This window comes from Salinivibrio sp. IB643 (assembly GCF_001996105.1).
Lineage (GTDB): Bacteria > Pseudomonadota > Gammaproteobacteria > Enterobacterales > Vibrionaceae > Salinivibrio > Salinivibrio costicola.
The window spans coordinates 113478-137205 of record NZ_MUFF01000001.1 but is presented as its reverse complement, the minus strand read 5'-3'; the positions used below and the strand labels follow the sequence as shown (position 1 = coordinate 137205).

Annotated in this window: 21 protein-coding genes; 6 read left to right on the top strand and 15 right to left on the bottom strand. The window is 51.6% G+C overall.

Annotated elements, in window-relative coordinates:
• Window positions 1-2 precede the first annotated feature (2 nt).
• The 5 genes from BZG77_RS00655 (at window position 3) to yacG (ending at window position 3757) form a co-directional block, all read left to right on the top strand.
• The gene (locus BZG77_RS00655) at window positions 3-1226 is read left to right on the top strand and encodes a type II secretion system F family protein (RefSeq protein WP_077645788.1); all 1224 of its coding nucleotides are present in this window, start codon (window positions 3-5) and stop codon (window positions 1224-1226) included.
• Between the two features lie 72 nt (window positions 1227-1298).
• Entirely contained in the window at window positions 1299-2168 is an 870-nt protein-coding gene (locus tag BZG77_RS00650; protein WP_077459854.1) for a prepilin peptidase, read from the top strand.
• Window positions 2168-2782 (top strand): dephospho-CoA kinase, encoded by a 615-nt coding sequence (gene coaE / locus BZG77_RS00645; protein WP_077645787.1) that lies wholly within the window; start codon window positions 2168-2170, stop codon window positions 2780-2782. The genes BZG77_RS00650 and coaE overlap by 1 nt, the downstream gene beginning before the upstream one ends.
• 23 nt (window positions 2783-2805) lie before the next feature.
• Window positions 2806-3546 carry a cell division protein ZapD gene (gene zapD / locus BZG77_RS00640; protein ID WP_077645786.1) on the top strand — a complete coding sequence of 247 codons (741 nt, stop codon included), beginning with the start codon at window positions 2806-2808 and terminating at the stop codon, window positions 3544-3546.
• Between the two features lie 10 nt (window positions 3547-3556).
• Complete coding sequence (gene yacG / locus BZG77_RS00635; RefSeq protein ID WP_021022610.1) at window positions 3557-3757, top strand: DNA gyrase inhibitor YacG; 201 nt, start codon at window positions 3557-3559, stop codon at window positions 3755-3757.
• A 120-nt stretch (window positions 3758-3877) separates the two neighbouring features.
• On the opposite strand, the gene mutT is transcribed toward yacG, so the two are convergent.
• Both mutT and secA read right to left on the bottom strand, forming a co-directional pair.
• On the bottom strand, window positions 3878-4273 hold the full coding sequence (gene mutT / locus BZG77_RS00630; RefSeq protein ID WP_021022611.1) for an 8-oxo-dGTP diphosphatase MutT: 396 nt from the start codon (window positions 4271-4273) through the stop codon (window positions 3878-3880).
• A gap of 63 nt (window positions 4274-4336) precedes the next feature.
• The gene (secA, locus tag BZG77_RS00625) at window positions 4337-7069 is read right to left on the bottom strand and encodes a preprotein translocase subunit SecA (RefSeq protein ID WP_077645785.1); all 2733 of its coding nucleotides are present in this window, start codon (window positions 7067-7069) and stop codon (window positions 4337-4339) included.
• Between the two features lie 482 nt (window positions 7070-7551).
• Here secA and BZG77_RS00620 point away from each other — a divergent pair, with 482 nt between their 5' ends.
• Window positions 7552-8010, top strand: coding sequence for a DUF721 domain-containing protein (locus BZG77_RS00620; protein WP_021022613.1), 459 nt, complete (start codon window positions 7552-7554; stop codon window positions 8008-8010).
• A 150-nt stretch (window positions 8011-8160) separates the two neighbouring features.
• Here BZG77_RS00620 and lpxC read toward each other — a convergent pair whose 3' ends face one another.
• From lpxC to ftsL, 13 genes are all read right to left on the bottom strand, one after another.
• Window positions 8161-9078, bottom strand: a complete 918-nt coding sequence (lpxC, locus tag BZG77_RS00615; protein WP_025744297.1) for a UDP-3-O-acyl-N-acetylglucosamine deacetylase — start codon at window positions 9076-9078, stop codon at window positions 8161-8163.
• A gap of 117 nt (window positions 9079-9195) precedes the next feature.
• On the bottom strand, window positions 9196-10368 hold the full coding sequence (gene ftsZ, locus BZG77_RS00610; protein WP_021022615.1) for a cell division protein FtsZ: 1173 nt from the start codon (window positions 10366-10368) through the stop codon (window positions 9196-9198).
• Window positions 10369-10401: 33 nt separating this feature from the next.
• The gene (gene ftsA / locus BZG77_RS00605) at window positions 10402-11658 is read right to left on the bottom strand and encodes a cell division protein FtsA (RefSeq protein WP_077459858.1); all 1257 of its coding nucleotides are present in this window, start codon (window positions 11656-11658) and stop codon (window positions 10402-10404) included.
• Window positions 11659-11670: 12 nt separating this feature from the next.
• Window positions 11671-12441, bottom strand: coding sequence for a cell division protein FtsQ/DivIB (locus tag BZG77_RS00600; RefSeq protein ID WP_198532367.1), 771 nt, complete (start codon window positions 12439-12441; stop codon window positions 11671-11673).
• Between the two features lie 224 nt (window positions 12442-12665).
• The gene (murC, locus tag BZG77_RS00595; RefSeq protein WP_077459859.1) at window positions 12666-14123 is read right to left on the bottom strand and encodes a UDP-N-acetylmuramate--L-alanine ligase; all 1458 of its coding nucleotides are present in this window, start codon (window positions 14121-14123) and stop codon (window positions 12666-12668) included.
• Between the two features lie 10 nt (window positions 14124-14133).
• Window positions 14134-15195, bottom strand: a complete 1062-nt coding sequence (gene murG, locus BZG77_RS00590) for an undecaprenyldiphospho-muramoylpentapeptide beta-N-acetylglucosaminyltransferase (protein ID WP_077645784.1) — start codon at window positions 15193-15195, stop codon at window positions 14134-14136.
• Window positions 15188-16396, bottom strand: coding sequence for a cell division protein FtsW (gene ftsW / locus BZG77_RS00585; protein WP_077645783.1), 1209 nt, complete (start codon window positions 16394-16396; stop codon window positions 15188-15190). The genes murG and ftsW overlap by 8 nt, the downstream gene beginning before the upstream one ends.
• Window positions 16393-17727, bottom strand: coding sequence for a UDP-N-acetylmuramoyl-L-alanine--D-glutamate ligase (gene murD / locus BZG77_RS00580; RefSeq protein ID WP_077645782.1), 1335 nt, complete (start codon window positions 17725-17727; stop codon window positions 16393-16395). Before murD ends, ftsW begins: the two co-directional genes overlap by 4 nt.
• 2 nt (window positions 17728-17729) lie before the next feature.
• Window positions 17730-18812, bottom strand: a complete 1083-nt coding sequence (gene mraY, locus BZG77_RS00575; RefSeq protein WP_077645781.1) for a phospho-N-acetylmuramoyl-pentapeptide-transferase — start codon at window positions 18810-18812, stop codon at window positions 17730-17732.
• The gene (locus BZG77_RS00570; protein ID WP_077645780.1) at window positions 18812-20179 is read right to left on the bottom strand and encodes a UDP-N-acetylmuramoyl-tripeptide--D-alanyl-D-alanine ligase; all 1368 of its coding nucleotides are present in this window, start codon (window positions 20177-20179) and stop codon (window positions 18812-18814) included. Before BZG77_RS00570 ends, mraY begins: the two co-directional genes overlap by 1 nt.
• Window positions 20176-21648: a UDP-N-acetylmuramoyl-L-alanyl-D-glutamate--2,6-diaminopimelate ligase gene (gene murE, locus BZG77_RS00565; protein WP_077645779.1), complete on the bottom strand. Its 1473-nt coding sequence runs from the start codon at window positions 21646-21648 to the stop codon at window positions 20176-20178. The genes BZG77_RS00570 and murE overlap by 4 nt, the downstream gene beginning before the upstream one ends.
• A complete protein-coding gene (locus BZG77_RS00560) occupies window positions 21635-23401 on the bottom strand; it encodes a penicillin-binding transpeptidase domain-containing protein (protein ID WP_077645778.1) in 1767 nt (588 codons plus the stop codon). Before BZG77_RS00560 ends, murE begins: the two co-directional genes overlap by 14 nt.
• On the bottom strand, window positions 23398-23727 hold the full coding sequence (gene ftsL / locus BZG77_RS00555; RefSeq protein WP_077645777.1) for a cell division protein FtsL: 330 nt from the start codon (window positions 23725-23727) through the stop codon (window positions 23398-23400). Before ftsL ends, BZG77_RS00560 begins: the two co-directional genes overlap by 4 nt.
• Window position 23728 lies beyond the last annotated feature (1 nt).

Genomic DNA, 23728 nt, shown 5'->3' with positions numbered 1-23728 from the left:
GAATGATCATGGCCAAGCAAACGTTATTCGTCTTTCATTGGCGTCAAGCCGTGCCGTTTGGGCGACACCAGAAAGGCCAAGTATTTGCGTATTCTGAGCACGATGCCCGCCAGCAACTCGCCGGCCAAGCTATCTTGCCAACACGCTTAATACGTCGACGCCTTTCTAGCTGGCAACAACGCCAGCACAAAGCCAAAGCGGCCGATATTACCCAGTTTTCACGCGAACTCACTACCTTGTTAGAGTCTGGCATCCCGATTGTTCAGGCAATCAACCTGATAGAAGAGAATCAAGTCAAAGCAGAAATGCGCTTAGTGGTTCGCTACCTTCGTCAACAACTAGAAGCTGGCACCAGCTTAAGCACGGCCTTGGCGCAAGCCAGCCCCCTATTTGATCGCTTTTACTGTGATCTGGTCGCCACCGGCGAACAAACCGGTCAACTTCCTTTGGTATTTGCTCGCCTTGCACTCTATCGGGAAAAACAAGCCTTGCTGCGCAGTAAGGTGATGAAAGCCATGATTTATCCCACCATTGTCGTCAGTGTTGCGCTCGGTGTTAGCACTTACTTACTTTTGTTCGTGATCCCAAAATTTAAGCAGATTTTTGACTCTTTTGGGGCGTCCCTACCTTGGCTCACACGGCAAGTGCTGGCATTGTCTGATTGGATGACCACCCATGCGCCGACCATTGCCGCTATCTTGATTGTCCTGATGTTATCGCATAAATGGCTACAACGGCATCGCCCGCGCTATCGATACCACTATCACCGCTGGCTACTTAAACTGCCTATCATTGGTGAGGTGCTGAGCAAAGCCTGTATTGCGAAGTTTTCCCGCACACTGGCCACAACCTTTAGCGCTGGGATCCCACTGATCTCCGGACTTAAATCGGCAACCAATATTCTCACCAACGACTATTATGCACACGGACTCATTCGAGTGTCTGCACACACAGCTACCGGGATCCCGCTCTATCAAGCGTTACGTGAAAGTGGCCGTTTTCCCAATATGATGACGCAAATGATCATGATTGGTGAAGAGTCTGGCGCGTTAGACACCATGCTTAATCGGGTGGCAGTGATTTACGAGGAAGAGGTTGATAACACCGTCGATAATCTGGGTAAGATCATTGAGCCACTGCTGATTTTAGTACTCGGATTACTCATTGGTGGCTTGGTGGTTGCCATGTACCTTCCTATTTTTAATCTGATGTCCGTTCTCGGCTAAGCCAAGATAGAGTCTCGATACGTAACGCGCTATGATTCGCGCACAACAAGCAACAAGTAATAAGCAGGTGTCATGTTGGTGTTCTCCTCCCCGTTTTTTATCGTGATAGCCGGCCTGCTGGGTCTGGTTTTTGGCAGTTTTTTAAACGTGGTGATCGCCCGTTTGCCGACAATGATGGAACGCCAGTGGCGCCAAGAATGCCGGCTTAGCTTTCCTGACGCCAATATCGATGCGCCAGACGACACGCGCTTTGATTTAAGCTTACCCGCTTCGCATTGCCCACATTGCCACACAGCGATTGCTTGGTACGACAATATCCCGCTGATTAGCTGGCTCGCATTAAAAGGCCACTGCCGGCATTGTCAAACCCGGATCAGTAAGCGGTATCCGTTAATTGAGCTGATGGGTGCCCTCGTCTGCATACTGCCCGCTTGGCTGATCACCTCACCTGGGTGGGCCATCGCAGTGATGGGCGCAAGCCTGACATTACTTGCGCTGACGATGATCGACTGGGACACCATGCTGCTCCCCGATCAAATCACGTTGCCGCTTCTTTGGGCCGGGATCGCACTCGCACTCATCGGCGTCAGCCCAGTATCATTGGCAGACAGCGTAACAGGCGCCATGATTGGCTACCTCAGCCTTTGGAGCTTATTTTGGACATTCAAACTGATCACTGGCAAAGAAGGCATGGGCTACGGTGATTTTAAGCTTTTTGCTGCCTTGGGCGCTTGGGTGGGCTGGCAAGCGTTACCCCTGTTAATTTTAATGGCCTCCATGAGCGGGGCCGTTGTCGGCGCGCTATGGCTTCGTTCTCAGCGGCAAGGTATGCAACATGCGTTTGCCTTTGGCCCTTTCATTGCCACGGCTGGCTGGCTAAGTCTGCTTTGGGGCGATAGCCTGTTACACTGGTATCTGTCACACATTTTAGGAGTCATCTAATGGCATGGGTAGTCGGATTAACCGGCGGGATTGGTAGCGGTAAAACCACAGTAGCGGACCGGTTTGCCGCAAAAGGGATCGATATTGTCGATGCTGACGTGATTGCACGTGAGGTAGTAAAACCTGGCAGCCAAGGGCTGGATGCGATTGTGGCGCGCTTTGGTGCGTCGGCATTAAATCATGATGGTAGCCTGGCGCGGGCGTGGCTTCGTGAGCGTGTATTTAGCCAACCAGACGACAAGCAATGGCTTGACGATTTACTCCACCCGTTGATTCGTACCCGCATGATTCAAGCTTGCGCCGACGCGCAATCTCAGTATTGTTTGCTTGTCGTGCCCTTATTAGTAGAAAATAACCTGATGACATTAGCCGATCGCATCCTTGTGGTGGATGTTGACCCGGCCACCCAGATAACCCGAACCTTGGCGCGCGATCAGGTCAGCCAACAACAAGTTCAGGCAATCTTGGCCGCGCAAGCCAGTCGTCAACAACGCCTCGACGTGGCTGATGACGTGATCGACAATACCCACACGGAGGCGGAACTTGATCGACAAGTTGATGCCTTACACCACACGTATTTAACCTTGGCAACCCAGGCAAACGCCGGTGTATAGCCGGACAGGATAGCTCAACGCTTATGACCAGCCTCACTGTGTATGAACACCCACTCAATGAACAGGTGCGTATTTATTTGCGCCTGGAGTACCTGCTCGACCAACTGGACGAAGTGAGCGGCCTTTCAGCACCCTGCCACCATATTCAATTTTTCCGCAGTTTATTCGATTTATTGGAAATTTTAGAGCAGGTGCAAGTAAAAGCAGACTTAGCCAAGGATTTGGATAAACTGAAGAAAAAGCTCAACGCATGGGCAAACGTACCGCAAGTGGATCAAACCCAGCTGAATCAGCTACTCGATCAGGTGGCCGCGCACCAACGTTCGGTGCTCCAGGCCAAACGCTTTGGTCAGCCACTGCGGGAAGATCGCTTCTTAACCAGCATCAAGCAACGCTTCTCGATTCCCGGAGGCAGCTGCAGTTTTGATTTGCCCGTTTTTCATTATTGGTTGCATCAGCCGCTCGCGGCCCGACAAAATGCGATTCAAACTTGGATGGCTACCCTATCGCCGCTGCGTGATGCACTCGCTTTTTGGCTGCAACTAACACGCGAAAGCGCACTCGGCGGCACTGCGACAGTAAAACAAGGGTTTTATCAACAAGAAGCCGATGGCGCTTGTTTAATTCGACTAAAACTGACACCGGATCTGGGCGTGTACCCTTTGGTATCAGGCCATAAAAACCGCTTCGCCATCCGGTTTATGCCATTTGACGATGATCATGAGGTCGCCGACAATATGCCTGTTCATATCAGTGTCTGTTAAGGAGAAGTACGTGAGTAATACCCCCACTGTGGTGAAATGCCCGACCTGTCAACAGCCTGTGGTTTGGGGAGAGGTGAGTCCACACCGTCCATTTTGTAGTAAACGCTGTCAACTGATCGATTTAGGCGAGTGGGCCAGTGAAGAAAAAGCCATCCCCGGTGCACCTGATATCTCGGATGATGACTTGTGGTCAGAAGAGCAGCCCGACTGAGCAGGCTGCATTCACTTCACTGAGCAGGCTGCGCTCACTTCGCGTAGCAAACTGTATTAACACAATGGCGAGCGTCCTTCGCCCCGCTCGCGTGTTAGTCTTGATGTTAGTGCAACCGAGTCAAAATCGGGCGTGAATTTTCTCAAGTACGGCGTCATTCGCGTCTGGAAACGTATAGTTATCCAGCTCAGCGATAGGCGCCCAAACCCCCTCTTGGCCTTCACAACCAGCCGGCTCACCATCAAAACGACACACTAAGAAAAAATCTAAGCTCAAGGCTTTGTCTGGAAAATCAAAGTCTAACGAAATAAATGGGCTGACCTCGGTGGCATCAATACCCACTTCTTCTTTGAGTTCACGGAGCAGAGCGCGTTTAGGCGTTTCACTGCCTTCAATTTTCCCGCCCGGAAACTCCCATTTTCCTCCTTGGTGGGCCTGATCGTGACGACGTGTAATAAACACTTGATCTTGTGCCGAATTGACAATAATGCCCGCGGCAATACTTACCCGTTTCATGCACTCTCCTAATAATAAAAAAAGGCCGCGAAAACGGCCTTTTTGCTAACACAGGGTCAGGGGCTAGATTCTACCGTGACACTGTTTAAATTTCTTCCCTGATCCGCAAGGACAAGGCTCGTTTCGGCCAACTTTTCGCCCATCACGTACCACGGTTTCGTTGCCGCTGTCGTCACGTTCAGCGCTTTCACCATCATCAAACTGGTTTTCAGCCTGTGCATGATTAACCTGTTGCTGACGCGCCGCTTTCTCAGCACGTGCTTGACGTTCAGCTTCCATGCGCTCAACGTCGTCAGGCTGTTGAACCCGAACACGACTCAAAGCAGTCACGACATCGGTTTTTAATGCATCTAACATGCCTTCAAACAGCTCAAACGACTCGCGCTTATACTCTTGTTTCGGGTTTTTCTGGGCATAGCCACGCAAATGAATGCCTTGACGCAGATGATCCATCGCCGCCAAATGCTCTTTCCAAAGGGTGTCGAGCGTTTGTAGCATGACCGCCTTTTCAAAGTTACGCAGCGTTTCCGCACCAACGGCTTCTTCTTTACCTTTGTACACCTCAATTAAGGCAGTCAGAATACGTTCACGCAGCAACTCTTCGTAGAGCTTGTCATCTTCATCCAACCATTGTTGAATCGGCAGCTCGATATCAAAATCGGCTTTTAAGCGCTTCTCAAGCCCAGCAATATCCCACATTTCTTCTAACGACTGTGGCGGGATATATTGGTTAACAATGGTATTAACCACGTCTTCGCGGTTGTGCTCAATCATCTCACTGATGTCATTTGAGACGAGCAATGCATCACGCAATTCATAAACCACTTTACGCTGATCGTTGGCGACGTCATCGAACTCAAGCAGCTGCTTACGAATATCAAAGTTACGGCCTTCAACTTTGCGCTGCGCATTCTCAATCGCTTTGTTAACCCAGGGGTGTTCAATCGCTTCCCCTTCAGCCATCCCGAGGCGCTTCATCATATTGGACACCTTCTCTGATGCAAAAATGCGCATCAGTGAGTCGTCCATGGATAGATAAAAACGGGTTGAGCCCGGATCACCTTGACGTCCGGCACGACCACGTAATTGGTTATCAATACGACGCGATTCGTGACGTTCGGTACCAATGATGTGTAAGCCGCCGGCTTCGACCACTTGGTCGTGCAGCTGTTGCCATTTTTCTTTCGCCGCTTCCACTTGGGCATCGGTGGGGTTTTCGACATCACCGAGAACCTGTTTCCAGCTTCCGCCCAGAACAATATCCGTACCACGGCCCGCCATGTTGGTCGCAATGGTGACTGCGCCTGGATAACCGGCTTGCTCCACAATATCCGCTTCGTGCGCGTGGAACTTCGCATTCAGTACCTGGTGCTTAATGCCATCTTTGTTAAGCGCATCAGACAACAGCTCAGACTTTTCAATCGATACCGTGCCCACCAATACAGGCTGACCGGCTTTTGCACGTGCTTTGATGTCTTCAGCAATCGCGACAAACTTTTCTTTCTCGGTCATATAAACCTGATCCGCATGGTCTTTTCGCACCATCGGACGGTTGGTGGGGATCACAACGGTATCGAGTCCATAAATCGACTGGAACTCGAATGCTTCGGTATCAGCGGTCCCGGTCATGCCTGAGAGTTTGTCATACAAACGGAAGAAGTTTTGGAAGGTAATCGAGGCCAGCGTTTGGTTCTCGTTTTGGATTTTCACCCCTTCCTTGGCTTCTACGGCTTGGTGTAAGCCTTCAGACCAGCGACGACCTGGCATAGTACGGCCAGTGTGCTCATCAACAATGATGACCTCGTCGTCTTTAATGATGTAATCAACATCACGCTCAAACAAAACATGCGCGCGCAAGGCGGCATTAATGTGATGGATAAGGCTAATGTTGGCAGGCGAGTAAAGGGTATCATCCTCTCCCATCAAGCCGTTTTTCTTCAGCAAGTCTTCAACAAACTCTTGACCGTTTTCGGTCATGTAGACCTGCTTCGCCTTTTCATCGACCGTGAAATGGCCATCACCTTGATAATCTTCGGTGTCTTCTTCTGCTTGCTGCTTTAAGCTAGGAATCAAGGCATTAATGCGCTGATACATTTCGGAGCTATCTTCTGCCGGCCCCGAGATAATTAATGGCGTTCGCGCTTCATCAATTAAGATGGAATCGACCTCATCGACGATAGAGAAGTAGCGATCACGCTGAACGCGGTCTTCGGCGCGAAACGCCATATTGTCACGCAAATAATCAAAACCGAATTCGTTATTGGTGCCGTACAGCACATCGCACGCATAGGCGGCTTTTTTGGCCTCTGGCGGCATATTCGGTACATTGACGCCAACCGTCATCCCTAGAAACTCGAACAAAGGACGGTTGGTTTCAGCATCACGCTCGGCCAAGTAATCATTGACGGTGATAATGTGAACCGACTTGCCGGTTAACGCGTTCAGGTAGGAAGGCAGGGTCGCCGTGAGCGTTTTACCCTCACCGGTACGCATCTCGGCAATTTTGCCGTTATGCAGCACAATCCCACCAATCATCTGCACATCAAAATGGCGCAGACCGAAGACACGCTTCGAGGCTTCTCGTACTGTTGCAAAGGCCTCTGGAATAAGATCATCCAGTTCAGCGCCTTGATCTAAGCGCTCGCGGAACTCAACGGTTTTAGCTTTTAGCGCATCGTCGTTCAACGCTTCAAATTGGGGTTCGAGTTTGTTGATTTCATCAACAACTTTTCGCAGCCGACGCAAGGTGCGGTCATTTCGGCTTCCGATAACTTTAGTCAGGACTTTCGATAACATGGCGTTGCCGGTACTCTTTTTAATGGTCTTCCCACATGGGCGGCCGCTACACTGCCACTCTGTTGGCGTGTTTCAGTTCAACGCGGGTTGGCTTAAGCTCATCGATTCAACATGAGATAACAAGGCTTATCTCTTTTAAGTGGAGCCAAATCGGACAGAATTCAAGGGCGATCACGCCGCTTCACAACAATTTCCACGTAACTGATAATGTGATAGACGGAATGGAAAAAGGTTCTCCCTTATCGCCGTACCCATGCGACACTTACCTGTGAATGATTCGCGCACTGTATATTGTACTCCCCCAGCAATCCCTAATTGATCAAATGGGTTAGCTTACATGCTGGGGTCACGCATGTATGATAAGGTAAAATAGTCTCACATCCTATGACAAATCTAGGACTCAAGGGATCAATTAGCGAAAATTAGACGCTGTGCGCCCGTTCCCACACCGAATTGATGACAAAAAAGGCAGTTATTGTGCTATGAGAGACCATCGTCCTCGCTCAACGCTACACCTGCTAGAGAGCGACTCCAACAACATTGCCCAACGGGCGGTCGAGCTTGCCAAGCTAAACAAGCTGATCTTAGCATTGTTGCCCGGTGAAACCTCAAAGGCATGTCGCGTTGCCAATTATCGTGATGGCGTATTAGTGATTGAAGTAGGTAGCGCCGCTTGGGCCATGCGGCTTAACTATGAGCGTCAGCACCTGCTCTCGGTGTTACGCACCAAAGGCCTCGCGAGCTTGACGACCATTGAGGTGAATATTAATCCAGCATTAGCCGCCGCGGACAGAACAGATCACGAGAAGGCCCCTTCTCGTCATCTTAGCCAAGCCTCTGGCGAGTTGCTTCGCGCGTTAGGGGAAGGCGCTTCCCCAACATTAAAAGCACGATTTGAAGCATTAGCTAACCTGGCCCATGATCAAAAAAAGCCAGAGTAAACTCCGGCTTTTTTATCTTAATCTCGTATTTGGTTACGATGCCTAACGGTTAGGCTTCATATCGCTTTCTGTCAGCGGTCACACCATCTAGTAGCTTATACGCAAGTAGTGGCGTATACGCAAGTAGTAGCTTATGCGCAAGGATATCGCTTAGGCCAATACCATTCCCGGTTCAGCAAATGCCACAGGAGAGGTTTCAGTCTCTTCAAATGTGACCCACTCCCACGCTTCTTGATCGGCCAACACCGCGCGTAACAGCTTGTTGTTTAAGGCATGGCCTGATTTGTAGGCGCGCATTTCACCAAGAATACTGTGTCCACACATGTACAAGTCACCAATGGCATCCAGGACTTTGTGCTTAACCAGTTCATTGTCAAAACGTAGGCCGTCTTCGTTCAAGATGCGATAATCATCCAAAACAATCGCGCAGTCAAAGCTGCCACCCAGACACAAGTTTTGTGACTGCAAGTATTCGATATCACGCATAAAACCGAAGGTTCGCGCGCGGCTCAAGTCTTTAATAAAAGATTGACTTGAGAAGTCGAGCACCAAGTTTTGTTGCTCCGATTCAATCGCCGGATGGTCGAATTCGATGGCAAAGTCGAGACGGAAGCCGTTATAAGGCAACAGTTCCGCCCACTTATCATCGTCTTCAATGCGAACAGGCTTTTTGATACGAATGAATCGTTTTGGCGCATTTTGGACATCGATACCCGCAGACTGCAGCAAGAAAATAAACGGGCTTGAACTGCCATCCATAATCGGGATCTCTGGCGCATTCACTTCGATAATGATGTTATCGATACCCATTCCTGCTATTGCAGCACTGAGATGCTCAACGGTTGAGATGCGAACACCCGCGTCATTCACTAAGGCGGTGCACAGCATGGTATCGCGCACATCCTCAGGGTTGGCCGGAAAATCAACCGGCGGCTCCATGTCAGTGCGACGATAAATCACACCGGTGTTGGCAGGAGCCGGACGCAGAGTAAGCGTAACCTTACGCCCAGAGTGGAGACCCACACCAGTCGTTTGGACCATACTTTTCAATGTTCGCTGTCTAATCATCGGCTTATCTCAACTTTTTCTTAAAAAAGTGTGCTCTGCGTCACTCATTACCCTGTCACCTTAGACAAGGGGAGCGAGATGGTAGCACATCACTGGCTACAAACCAAGCAATTGCGATCAGTCAGCTTGTTTACGCAAAAACGCAGGAATATCGAGATAATCATGCTCAGTCTGCGATTTTGGTGCTGCATTCGATGAAGCAGCTGGCTGCTCTTTCGCCGCTGGATTTGAACTTGCCGCCTGAGGTTTATCCTGCAAAGGCTGTGCCTTTTTAGGCTCGGCTTTTGCTTGCCCAGACTGTGCATTGGTGACCAAGGTAATGTCTGGCTTACGTTCGTTGCCAATCCCGGTCGCCACCACAGTCACTCGCAGCTCATCGCTCATTTCTGGATCCATCGACGTTCCGATCACCACAGTGGCATTGTCTGATGCAAATGCTTTGACGGTGTTACCCACGGTCTCGAACTCATCAAGACGCATATCAAAGCCTGCTGTAATGTTGACTAGCACACCACGCGCACCCGCCAAGTCGATGTCTTCAAGAAGTGGGCTAGAAATGGCCATCTCTGCCGCTTCTTCAGCACGATCTTCGCCCGTTGCAACACCACTGCCCATCATTGCGTGTCCCATTTCTGACATCACAGTGCGTACGTCAGCAAAGTCAACGTTAATATGGCCAGGGCGTGTGATCAGTTCTGCAATCCCTTGTACGGCATTGCGTAACACATCGTTCGCCTTCGCAAAGGCATCCAGCAAGGTAATGCCGCGACCTAGCACCTTAAGCAATTTTTCGTTGGGAATCGTAATCAGCGAGTCAACTTGCTTTGACAGCTCTTCGATTCCTTGCTCGGCAAACGCCAGTCGCTTTTTACCTTCGAAGCTGAAAGGCTTGGTGACCACAGCAACGGTAAGAATCCCCATTTCTTTCGCGATTTCCGCGATAACAGGCGCTCCCCCGGTGCCGGTACCACCGCCCATTCCGGCTGCGATAAATACCATATCGGCACCTTCGAGCTCAGCTTTAATCGCATCGCGATCTTCGAGTGCGGAATCACGCCCAACTTGCGGATTTGCCCCCGCGCCAAGTCCTTTGGTGATATCACCGCCAATTTGAATGACCGTGCCGACACTGCTTTTCCGTAGTGCTTGGGCATCCGTATTAATGCTAATAAAGTCAACCCCTTCGATTGACTCACGCACCATATGTTCAACGGCGTTACCACCGCCACCGCCAATGCCGACGACCTTAATCACCGCATCGTCAGACATTTCCATCATCGGTTCAAACATGAGTTCTCTCCGTCCTTCCTGTTCGCATCAGGGTTAAAATTCTTTCTTAAACCAGCTACTCAGCGTCTTAATCCAGCTAGCCACAGCCCGCTTTTGTTCTGGTTCACTCGTTTCTGTCAGCAAGCTTTCTTTACCGTAGTGTAAAAGCCCAACCGCGGTTGCATAGCAAGGCGCTTGTACATAATCAGTCAGTCCCGTGACATTGGCTGGCTGCCCAACACGCACTTGGTTTTGGAACACGCGTTCCGCGCATTCAACCAGCCCATGCATTTGTGATGCTCCGCCAGTAAGCACTATTCCAGCTGCCATTTGATGTTTCACACCATCGCTACGCAGTTTTTCTTGAATGGCGACTAATTTTTGATTCACCAGTCCCAACAATTCTGAACAACGCGGCTCAATCACTTCAGACAAGGTTTGTCGCTGTAACGTCCGCGACGGGCGTCCACCCACGCTCGGCACATTGACTTTTGCATCCTTATTCACCAACTCACTCAATGCACAGCCATATTTCACTTTAATGTCTTCTGCATCCGCCAGTGGGGTGCCAAAGGCATAGGCTATATCGCTGGTGATCACATTGCCCGCGTAAGGAATGACCTCGGCATGCCGAAGTGCGCCGCCAGTCCAAACTGCAAGATCCATGGTGCCGCCGCCAATATCGACCACGCACACGCCGAGCTCTCGTTCATCCGGCGTGATCACCGCATGGCTCGCTGATAGCCCGGAGAAAATCAGCTGATCCACTCTAAGACCACAACGCTCCACGGCTTTCTCAATATTTTTCGCGGTATCATTGTGACATGTGATGAGGTGCACACTGGCTTCCATCCTTACGCCAGATAGGCCGAGCGGATTTTTGATCCCTTCTTGGTAATCGATTTTGTATTCTTGCGGGATCACATGCAGCACGCGCTGCTCATCACTGATTTTGACCGACTTTGCCGTATGAATCACGTTGTCTATATCGTCTTGGGTAACCTCTTCATCCGAAATTGTCCCCATGCCTCTCTCAGTTTGGCAGTGAATGTGCTTTCCTGACAAAGAAAGATAAACAGAACTGATTTGGCAATCGGCCATCATCTCTGCTTCATTCACCGCACGCTGAACAGATTTAACCACAGATTCTAAGTCGTTAACGCCACCCTTATCCATGCCGCGTGATGGGCTGCTGCCCACACCCAGTACGTTGATGGTGCCGTCTGGCAGTACTTCACTGACCAGAGTAGACACTTTGGACGTCCCAATATCGAGCCCAACTATCAGTGACTTATCTGTCGTTTTATTCATTCACACCATCTCTTAATCTTGGCTATTCGCGGGGCCTGTTTCGCTTTTCCAGCCAACGGCCGCGCCCGTGTCATAACGCAAATCTACATAGGCAATTGTTTTATCTTGCGCACTGATCCGCGGGTATAACGCGACCAAGCGAGCAAGCCGTTCTTGCCGGGCTGTCCGCCCTAACTCAATCCGTACGCCATCTCGTGTTACGATACGCCAAGACCGACGTTTATTCAGTGACAGCGCTTGTATCGATAAACCAATTTTCCGCAGTTTCTTTTCCAGTTCACGACTCGTCGCCAGCACTTCTTCAGCTGAGCCGGGTGTGCCGTGTAGCGAAATTAACGATTTGTCAGCCACATCACTGGGTGCACCATCAAAAACCTCACCGCTTGGTGTGAGCAACTTTTGCCCGTTCCAAATCGCACTCGCGCGATATTCAGTGATGTGCACCTTCAAGGTATCCGGCCATTGCTTTCTCACGGCCACATGCTTCACCCAAGGCAGAGCCTCAATGCTGCTCTGGATGCTATCCACATCCTGCAGCATAAAGCTCTTTAACTCGCCCACTGWCAACACCGCCTCTCGGACTTGCGTCGCTGTCACGTAAGTCTGGTCGCCTTCGATCATCAGTTGCGATAAGGGGAGCTGCTGCTCATCACTCATCCAGTCAATCACACGAGCTAGACCAAAGAGCATCAGGATAATAACCCCAATTAAAAACGCGAGTGATGCGCTTTTTTGGCGATCCAGCTGCACCATTCCTTGCACTCGTGTAAGGGCATTAACCATGCTCATACCTATCTTGTCGCCTTGTGTCGATGCTACTTGACACTCATCGCGAAAAAACCGACTGATTATAGCGATCCCGCGCCAAGCACTCCAACACAGATATGCATTTTCATACATAAGCTGGGATCTATTGCGCGCATTTTGGCTCCTGAACGCGATAAAAATCTATTTTTTGGTCACCAAGCGCGCAATTGCGCGCCGTTTTTACGTTGCCAACTTGTGTTTTATTGTGCCATTTCAGCCTTGTCTAGCTGTTTTGCCGCTAAGTTTTTCGCTACTTTACCAATATCTCCCGCCCCTTGTGTTAAAACCAAGTCATTCGCTTGAATAACATTGGCGAGCGCGGAGGGTAAGGCATCGGCATTCGGCACAAAAATCGGGTCCAGCTTACCGCGAGCGCGAATACTACGACAAAGACTTCTCCCATCGGCTCCCGCAATCGGGGTTTCACCAGCTGCATACACATCTAGCATCAGCAACACGTCGACTTTTTCTAACACGTTGGCAAAATCATCATAAAGATCGCGCGTACGACTATAGCGATGTGGCTGAAAAATCATAACCAAGCGATGGTTTTGCCAGCCACCGCGTGCGGCTTTAATCGTGACATCCACTTCGCTAGGGTGATGGCCGTAATCGTCCACCAGCAAGGCAGTGCCGTCATCGACCGGGAACTCGCCAAGTTGATCAAAACGGCGTCCCGTCCCGGCAAAATTAGCGAGGGCACGTAAAATAGCGTCGTCGTCCACCCCGTCTTCGGTTGCTACCGCAATCGCTGCTGCCGCATTCAGGGCGTTGTGCTGGCCTGGCGTATTCAAGCGAATGGTCAAGGTTTCGCGGCCAGGGCGTGTCACTTTAAAAATGCCACATTGCCCATGTTGCTGGTAATCATGTAAACATACATCCGCATCCTGCGAGAACCCATAGGTGATCACTTGACGACCAATCGACGGAATTAACTCGCGAACCACGGGATCATCAATGCACACCACCGCTAAACCATAGAACGGCAGATTATGGAGAAAGTCGATAAACGTCTGTTGCAGTTTTGCGAAACTACCGCCATAGGTATCCATGTGATCCGCTTCAATATTGGTCACAATGGCGACCATAGGCTGCAAGTGTAAAAACGACGCGTCGCTCTCATCCGCCTCTGCAATCAAATAACGACTGCTTCCCAAACGTGCGTTGGTGCCCGCACTTTTTACTAACCCGCCATTCACGAAAGTGGGATCCAGGCCTGCCTCAGAAAAGATCTGCGTCACCATCGCGGTCGTGGTGGTTTTGCCGTGGGTGCCGGCAACGGCAATACCATGCCGGTAGCGCATTAATTCGGCAAGCATTTCTGCCCGTCTGACTACCGGGATCCGTAAAGCTTTTGCCGCTTCAACTTCCGGGTTGTCAGCTTTAATTGCTGTTGATACCACCACCACACTGGCTTGTTCTATATGGCTCGCTTGATGACCGATAAAGATCTGCGCCCCCATGGATGCCAATCGCTCCGTGACGATATTCTGTGCAAGATCCGAGCCGGTTATTTGGTAACCTTCATTAATCAGCACCTCAGCAATACCGCACATGCCTGCACCGCCAATCCCGACAAAATGGATCCGCTTGACCCGGCGCATTTCCGGGATCATGGCGCGAAGTTTTTCCAGCTGCTGATTATCCAATTTACCCATTATCTATTCTCTATGTGTTTGCGTGTGCGGTAATAGCATCCGCAACGCGGGCATCTGCATCAATAATGGCAGCGTCACGCGCCGCCGTCGCCATCGCTAACAGGCGGTGGCGGTCTAACCGATTGATTGTTTCCGCCAGTGACTGGGCGGTCAGTGATGGCTGCTCAATCATTAAAGCCGCACCACGGGCGACTAAGTAATCACCGTTGAGTGCTTGTTGCCTATCTGCATGCATAAAGGGGACAAAAATCGCCCCAACGCCAGCCGCCGCTAATTCAGACACGGTAAGCGCGCCGCTTCGACAAATTACCACATCGGCCCAAGCGTAAGCCTCGGCCACGTCATCAATAAATTCGCTCACATCAACATCGACCATTCCGGCGTGTTGATAAGCGGAAAGCGTCTTTTCCGCATTATTTTTCCCGGCTTGATGACGCACCGTCACCGACTGTTCTAGCCGTGGCATTGCCTCAGGCACCGTTTGATTGAGGATACGTGCGCCTTGACTGCCCCCCATCACCAAAATACGTAGTGCACCTTGACGGTCTGCGAATCGTTGCGCGGGATCCGGGAGGTCACACACGTCTCGACGTACGGGATTCCCAACCACCGGCTGCCCATCAAACGCGCCCGGGAAGGCTTGCAACACTTGCTTGGCAACTTTGGCTAACCACTGATTGGTCAGCCCCGCCACGGCATTTTGCTCATGGAGGATCACTGGCACACCACTTATCCAAGCGGCGATTCCGCCTGGGCCACTGACATAACCGCCCATGCCCAACACCGCATCGGGTTTGACACGTTTAATCACTTGGCGTGCCTGCCAAATGGCACTGACAATCATCCAAGGGGCTCGTAGCTTGCGCATCAGTCCGGATCCAATCAAGCCTTTGACACGAATAAATGCGATCTCGATACCATATTTGGGAACGAGTTCGGCTTCCATGCGATCAGCGGTACCGAGCCAACAGATATCCCATCCCTGCTTTTCTAAAAACTTGGCGACCGCAAGGCCGGGAAATACATGACCACCGGTCCCGCCTGCCATCACTAATAATCGTTTTTTAGTCATGTTTATGATCTTTACCTTGATAAGGGGTTTTTTGGTGTGCTTGAGACGTCGCTAAGCGGTATTCGTGATCAATGCGCAGTAACAAGGCCACCGCGACCGCCATAATCACCAAGCTCGATCCTCCGTAGCTGATCAGTGGCAAGGTTAACCCTTTGGTCGGCAACATGCCCGACGCCGCACCGACATTCACCAGGGTTTGAAAGGCAAACCAAATGCCAATGCCAAAGGCTAAAAAACCACCGAATAACTGGTTTTGCGCCAGACAGCGCTTTCCAATGAAAAGCGCTTTGAAAACGAGGAAAAAAATAAGACACAGAATCACACTCAAACCCACGAGCCCGAGTTCCTCGGCAATGACCGCAAAGACAAAGTCAGTGTGCGCCTCCGGTAAATACTCTAACTTTTGAATCGAATTTCCTAGTCCTTGGCCAAACCAGTCGCCACGTCCAAATGCCATCAGAGATTGCGTCAGCTGGTAGCCGCTGCCAAACGGGTCTTGCCAAGGATCTAAAAACGCAGTGACTCGCCGCACTCGATAGGGTTCAGCAATGATTAAGCCCGCGACCAAGGTCAGACCCGTCATCAACAAGGCGATAAACTGCCACAATTTTGCCCCAGCCATAAACAACATGCCCACGGTGGTCACAAACATCACCACCACTGAGCCTAAATCTGGTTGAATCAGCAACAACCCCGCAAACAGCAGCAACACAGCCAGCGGCTTGGCAAAACCACGGAAATGTTCACGGACTTCACCATGGCGGCGCACCAGATATCCGGCTAAAAAGACAAATAAAGATAACTTGGCAATCTCGGCCGGTTGGATATTGATCCCCGCGATAGAAATCCATCGTGCCGCGCCATTGACCGAACGACCCACCACCAACACCGCCAGCAAGAGAATCGATGAGATCAATAACATGTAGCCACTGTAGCGCTGCCAAAGTTTGACAGGGATATACATCACCGCCACCGCCGCCAACATGGCAACCAGCAAATAAAAGGCATGGCGTTTGGCAAACAAAAAGGGGGCATCCGCCAGTCGTAATCCAACTGGGAGCGAGGCTGAGGTGACCATGACAAGACCAATAACCATTAGGAGCAGAGACGTCCACACCAATTGGCGATCGTACAGTACCCCCGGCGATGGCGTTCGGAGCCACTGCCAACAATATTTGGGGAATGCACGCACTGCTGTCATAACGGCCTCGCGATAACAGATTCTACGCCGGCAACAAACGCCTGACCACGAGCGGCAAAGTTAGTAAATTGATCCAAACTTGCACACGCTGGCGACAGCAATACCATGTCGCCTTTCGTTGCAGCCGTTGCCGCGGCATCGATGGCTTGTTGCAGGGTATCAAAGCACTGTGCCGACGCGTCCAGTGCGGCTAATTGAGCTTGATCTTTACCAAAACAGTAAAGCCTGACAGGTAACTTGGCGAGTGCAGGCTGCAACACACTAAAGTCGGCTCCTTTACCCTCTCCGCCTACTAACAAGTGTAAGTAACCGCTCACTTCAAGACCATCAAGCGCCGCTAACGTACTGGCAACATTGGTGGCTTTGGAGTCATTCACCCAGATCACACCTTGGTGCTCAGCGACTTTTTGACAACGATGTGCCAGCCCAGTGTATGTGCGCAGCGCGGTGATTTGAGCGGGCTGGCTCATCCCGACACTATCAGCCAATGCCATGGCCGCGAGGCTGTTTGCTACATTATGGCGACCAACAAGGCTCAGTGAGGACACCGGTAGCACAGGCTTTCCTTGCGCCGATAACCACGTTTGCCCATCGTCAGTGCCCAAACAGTAATCGCCCTGGCTAAAGCCAAACAAACACATGTCGGCATCAATCTGTGTCTGTGCATCATCTGCGTTGCCGATCAAGGTAGTTGCATGGGTAAAAATACGACATTTCGCCGCCCGATAATCCGCCAAGCTTTGATACCTGTCCATGTGATCTTCTGAGAAGTTCAAGAAGGCGGCGCCTTGAAGGGTCAATGACTTAGTGGTTTCCAATTGAAAGCTGGACAGCTCTAACACATAGAGGTCGTGGCCTTTGTCGAGCAAATCCAGTGCCGCCACGCCGATATTACCGCCCACGCCCACATTAATGCCGTCAGCTTTCGCCATTTCTCCCACCAGCGCCGTGACCGTACTTTTGCCATTTGAGCCGGTAATCGCCACTGCGGGCTTATCGCAGTACCAAGCGAAGAGTTCAATATCACCAACAATGGGCGTGCCCGCGGCATGAACAGGCGCCAATACGGGGGTGGCAAGCGAGATACCAGGATTAATCACCACCAAGTCAGCTGACGCCAGCCATGCCGAATGCCAGCTTCCCGTATGTCGTACGACCGTCTCTGGCAGCTGCGCCTCTCCAGGAGGAGATTGGCGCGAATCCATCACGCGGATCATGGCGTCAGGATGATGGCGAGCAATAAAGTTCACCACTGAGAGGCCGGTGATCCCCAGCCCCATCACCACGATATGCTTAAACTCGGTTAATGTGCGGTGGCCTGGTTGCGTCATGGTTAACGGACCTTCAAGGTGGCGAGGGCAATCAACACCAGCATCAAAGAAATAATCCAAAACCGTACGATCACCCGAGGCTCTGGCCAGCCTTTCAATTCATAATGGTGATGAATCGGCGCCATACGGAAAATCCGTTTTCCCCGCAGTTTGTACGAGCCTACCTGCAAGATCACTGAGATGGTTTCCATCACGAACACCCCGCCCATGATGATCAATAGCAATTCTTGACGGACCAGCACGGCGATCGTGCCCAATGCACCGCCCAACGCCAGTGAGCCCACATCGCCCATAAAAACTTGCGCCGGATAGGTGTTGAACCACAAAAAGCCCAGCCCCGCGCCAACAATGGCCGCGCAAACCACAACCAGTTCACTGCTGTATTCGATATACGGAATATGCAGGTAGCTGGCGAAATTGACGTTACCGGTCGCCCAAGCAATAAAGGCGAAGCCGCCGGCAACCATCACGGTTGGCAAAATAGCCAAGCCATCTAAGCCATCAGTGAGGTTCACCGCATTGCTGGTTCCCACGATGACAAAGTAAGTGAAGACAATATAAAACAGACCAAGCTGGGGCATCACGTCTTTAAAGAAAGGCACCACCAGTTGTGTCGCCGCGGTGTCATTGCCATGGGCGTAGAGCGCGAACGCCACCCCGAGTGCGATCGCAGATTGCCAAAAGTACTTCCAACGGGCGACTAATCCATCGGTATTTTTACGCACTACCTTGCGGTAGTCATCAACAAAACCAATCGCACCGTATCCCAGTAGCACGACCATCACAGCCCACACATAGGGGTTGGATAAATCGGCCCACAACAAAACGGTTAAACTAATGGCAGCAACAATTAAGACCCCGCCCATCGTCGGCGTACCGCGTTTGCTAAAGTGAGATTCGGGGCCCTCCTCGCGAACAACTTGACCAATCTGCATCGACTGTAAACGTCGAATCAGACGTGGGCCGGCCCAAAGCGAGAAAACCAATGCCGTCAGTGCACTAACAATGGCGCGAAATGTCAGGTATTCAAACAAGCGCATTGAGGGTAAAAGGTTTTGTAGTACTTCCGCTAGCCATAAAAGCATTAGCAAGCCTCCTTGATTGCGGTGACAACCGCTTCCATCGCCATCCCTCGGGCGCCTTTAATCAGTATCGTGTCAGGTGTTTGTGTTTTTATCATGGCTACTACGTGCGCAATCAGCGCCTCTTTACTGTCAAAATGATCGCCGCCACAGCGTTCGCTGATCACACGGCTATCGCGTCCGGTCGTGAAGACACGGTTAACAGCAGCTTGCGCCGCATGCTCTCCAACTTCACGGTGCATTTGCTCACTGTATTCACCCAGCTCTGCCATATCACCGACGATCAACCAACGCTCACCTGGATAGCTGGCTAAAACATCAATGGCAGACTTCATCGCTGGGACACTGGCGTTATAGGTATCATCAATCAGCCGTAACCCTGGGCGAGGCTCACTCACTTGTGTGCGTCCTGCGACGTTTTCTACCGACTCAAGCCCGGCCACGACATCCGCCAGACTCACGCCGGGTAACTGCATCGCCGCACAACCGGCCATTAACGCATTGATAATATTGTGCTTGCCCGGTAGCGGCAGCATCACCGACTGTTGGCTCTGTCCGTCACTTAGCGTGAGCTGATAACAGCCTGCGGTTGTCAGGGCACTATCAATCAAGGTCAGGGGGGCGGCTTGCGTGTCTGTTACCGCAATCACCTGCTTATCTGCCAGGACGTCACCCCATGTATCACCACCGTGGCTACCCTGATTCACCAACGCTATCCCGCCTTCGGGCAGCCCTTGATAAATTTCGCCTTTGGCAACAGCCACTCCCTCTAATGAGCCGAACCCTTCGAGATGGGCCGCGGCTAAGTTAGTGACCATGGCAATATCAGGCTTGACCAATGATGTGGTATAAGCAATTTCACCAATATGATTAGCGCCGAGTTCAATCACCGCATAGTGGTGTGCAGGAGTGAGTCGAAACAACGTCAGCGGGACACCAATATCATTATTGAAGTTGCCGGCAGTCGATAACGTGGGTCCTTTCTGTGCCAAGATCGTCGCCAGCATTTGTTTGACTGTGGTCTTACCGCAGCTCCCCGTGATCGCAATGGTCGGCACCTGGCATTGCTGTTTGACCCAAGCGCCTAACTGACCCAGGGCAAGGCGTATATCGTCCACCAGCAATTGGGGTATATCAATGTCCAACTGGCGCGAAACCACCATCGCGGCGGCGCCTGATGCTTTTGCTTGCTCAGCAAAATCGTGGCCATCAAAACGGTCACCTTTAAGCGCGACAAACAGTGCCCCCGCGCGCAGCTCACGCGTATCGGTGGTAATGGCATCGATCGGCGGCGTACCCGACGCGTGATCGGCATAATACACAGTGGCCCCTATCGCATTCGCCAATGTGCTGAGGGTTGTCCGAATCATGATAACTCCTTGAGTCGCGCCGCGACCGTCTCGCGGTCAGAGTAATGCACCTTGCCATGCGCGAGCACTTGATAGTCTTCATGGCCCTTGCCTGCCACCAAGACAATGTCGTTGGCTTGCGCTTGCTCGATGACCTGCGTCACCGCTTGAGCGCGGTCATGCTCTACCCATACACGTTCGGGGTTGTGCAGCCCCGCGAGCATATCTTGCGTGATCGACTCAGGGGCCTCACCGCGAGGGTTATCATTGGTCAACACCACCTTGTCGGCATGCTGTTCAGCCACTCGGGCCATCACCGGGCGTTTACGCGTATCACGATCGCCGCCACAGCCAAATACACACCAAAGTGCGCCGTGGCAATGACGTCGTAAGGCCAGTAGTGCTTTCTCAAGCGCATCGGGCGTGTGAGCATAGTCAACCACCACGGTCGGTTTGTCAGGCGCAAGAAAAACCTCCATGCGCCCCACAACCGCTTGTAACTGCTGACTACTCGTCAACAAGGTTGATAACGAATAACCCAGCCCCAGCAAGGTCGCCAAGCTCACCAATAAGTTGCTGACATTAAAATCACCCACTAACTCTGCATACATGTCACCCTGGCCCCACGAGGAGTCAATACGAACACAGACCCCCTCGGTGGTATAGGTCACCGACTGTGCCAGTACATACCGGCCGGCGTGAGCACTTAATGCGTCGGGCTGCATGGCGACGGCAACCGCGTCAGGCCATTGCTGGAGCCAAGTGCGCCCCACGGCATCGTCAGCGTTTATCACTTTGAGCGGAGAGCCCAAATCAAACAGTTGCTTTTTCGCCGCCGCATAGGCATCTAAGGTGCCGTGATAATCGAGGTGGTCATGGCTTAAATTGGTAAACACGGCCGCATTAAACGCGAGGCTAGCAACGCGCCCTTGCACCAAGCCATGTGAAGACACTTCCATCGCGACATGGCGTGCACCTTGCTGCGCAAACGCCGCAAGCTGGGCTTGAATACCAATGGCATCGCCCGTGGTGTTTTCCGCCGCTTCTAATTGGCCAATAAAGCCATTGCCAGTGGTGCCCATCACTGCGGTCCGCTCACCTAAGGCATCTAACCACTGTGCAATCAATTGGGAGACCGTGGTTTTACCATTGGTGCCGGTCACGCCAATCATACCTATGTGCTGTTGCGGGTGCTGATAAAAACGCGCGGCTAATGCCGATAAGGAAGCAGGTAAAACGCATAAACTGATGAGCGGCACATTCTGATGCCACTGCACAGCATTTTGCTCCGCTTGCTGCACCACAGCCACAGCACCGGCCTGAATCGCGGTATCGATAAACTGGCGACCATCAACTTGGTGGCCTTTTATCGCCACGAATACATCACCTTGACGGATTTTGCGGCTATCCAAGGATAGGTGCCGTACCGGCATCGAGGGCACATCCGCCAGCCAAGGGCTCAGCCATTGGTTTAAATCATTCATCGCCATTCACTTCATTTGCATGCTTTGCTACTTGCAACGCCGGACCCGTACCGGCATCCGGTGCAATGTTTAAAATCTGGAGTGCGCTTTTCATCACGCTCGAAAACACAGGTGCCGCGACCTGCCCCCCATAATATTTGTCGCCTTGCGGCTCGTTGATCACCACCACCATGGCCAGCTTAGGATCGCTAATGGGTGCCAGCCCTGCGGTGTAACCAATATATTCGTCGCCGTAGCCACCGGCGACAGCGACTTTCGCGGTCCCGGTTTTGGCGCCAACGCGATAGCCATCAACCGCGGCACGACGCGCACTGCCGCCTTCTTGGGTCACCCCTTCCAGCATTTGCAGGACTTTGTAGGCATTTTCGCGCGAGGCAACTTGCTTACCTTCTGTGACGCCTTCACGCTTTAAAATGCTCAGTGGTCGATTAATGCCCAACGACCCTAGCGTGGCATAAGCACGCACAAGCTGAGTCGGTGTCACCGATAATCCATAGCCAAAGGCTAGCGTGGCACGTTCAAAATCTGACCAACGACGCCGAGAGGGGAAATGGCCCACAGATTCACCAACCAGCTCAACGCCCGTACCGGTGCCGAGCCCAAAGCTGCCATATTGACCTAATAAGGTCTCTACAGGCATGGCTAATGAGAGTTTACTCACACCGATATTACTGGATTTTTTGAGAATACGCGCAAGGTTAGCTTTGCCGACTTTAGAAACATCACGCACTCGACTGCCACCGATTTGCATAATGCCGTTGCCGGTATCTATTACGGTGTCCATATCGGCAACACCGTTTTCTAATGCCGTGAGTACCACAAAAGGCTTCATGGTTGAGCCCGGTTCAAACACATCAGTAATCGCGCGATTACGCATGTTAAAGCTTTTGAGTGAGCTACGATTATTGGGATTATAGGAGGGGGCGTTGACCATGGCCATCACTTCACCGGTCTTCACGTCCACCATCACCAAAGAGCCCGAGGTGGCGCGGTAATCGGCGACGGCTTGTTTGATAGCACGATACGCAATGGCTTGAAGACGCTGATCGATGCTCAGCGTCAGTGACTGGCCTTCTTTTTTATCTTCGGTGGCAATATGCTCCACGACACGGCCAAATCGGTCTTTACGCACCGTGCGTTTACCATGCTCACCCGCCAGCCAATCATCAAATCGGCGTTCGATCCCTTCTAAACCATGGCCGTCAATCCCAGTCATCCCAACAAGGTGTGCACTGACTTCCGCGCTGGGATAAAAGCGGCGTGACTCAGCTTTTAACCCTACGCCTGGTAACTCAAGCTTATCAACGTACGCTGCCATGGCTGGGTGCACTTGACGTTGCAGATAAATAAAACGCCGTTGCCGATTAGCCTGAATTTTATCGATTAAGGCTTGCCGATCTAACCCCAAAACATCCGCAAGCGCATGCCAGCGATCGACATTTTTTAATCCTTGGTGTTTGAATACCGTCACCGGATCCGCCCACACGGCTTGAACGGGCACACTGATCGCGAGTGCCTCACCTTGACGGTCCGTGATCATGCCTCGCGCGGAAGGAACCTTCTCAGTCCGTATCGAACGTAGATCTCCTTCGTGGCGTAACCGATCGGGCTCAATCACTTGGATATAAGCGGCGCGCGCCACCAAGGCAGCCAAGGCTAAGCCAATAAATACGCAGACAAGACCAAAGCGCCACTGAATCAATACCGGTGGCGCTTTGGGTGTACGGCGATTGGTAGACTTGGTAGAACGTTTTTTCACCGGTCGTTACTCAAAGGTCGCGTTACAATCACTTCGTTCTCACTGGTGGGACGAATCATTTCAAAAGACTGACGCGCCACGGACTCCACATGGCTATGTTCAGACAACGCATTTTCCTCTAGCAATTGATTGCGCCACTCCACTTCAAGGGTTTCACGTTGCTCTAATAGCGCGTCCTGTTTGGCAATCAAATTACGCGTTGATTGGGTCATAGATACCACCGCAATCGCCGAAACCAATACCGCCAGCAGTAACCCTAATGGCAACTTCCCGATTGCCAATACATCCTGGCCTATCTGCTTAGCGAGGCTTGGGCGCGGTTTCATG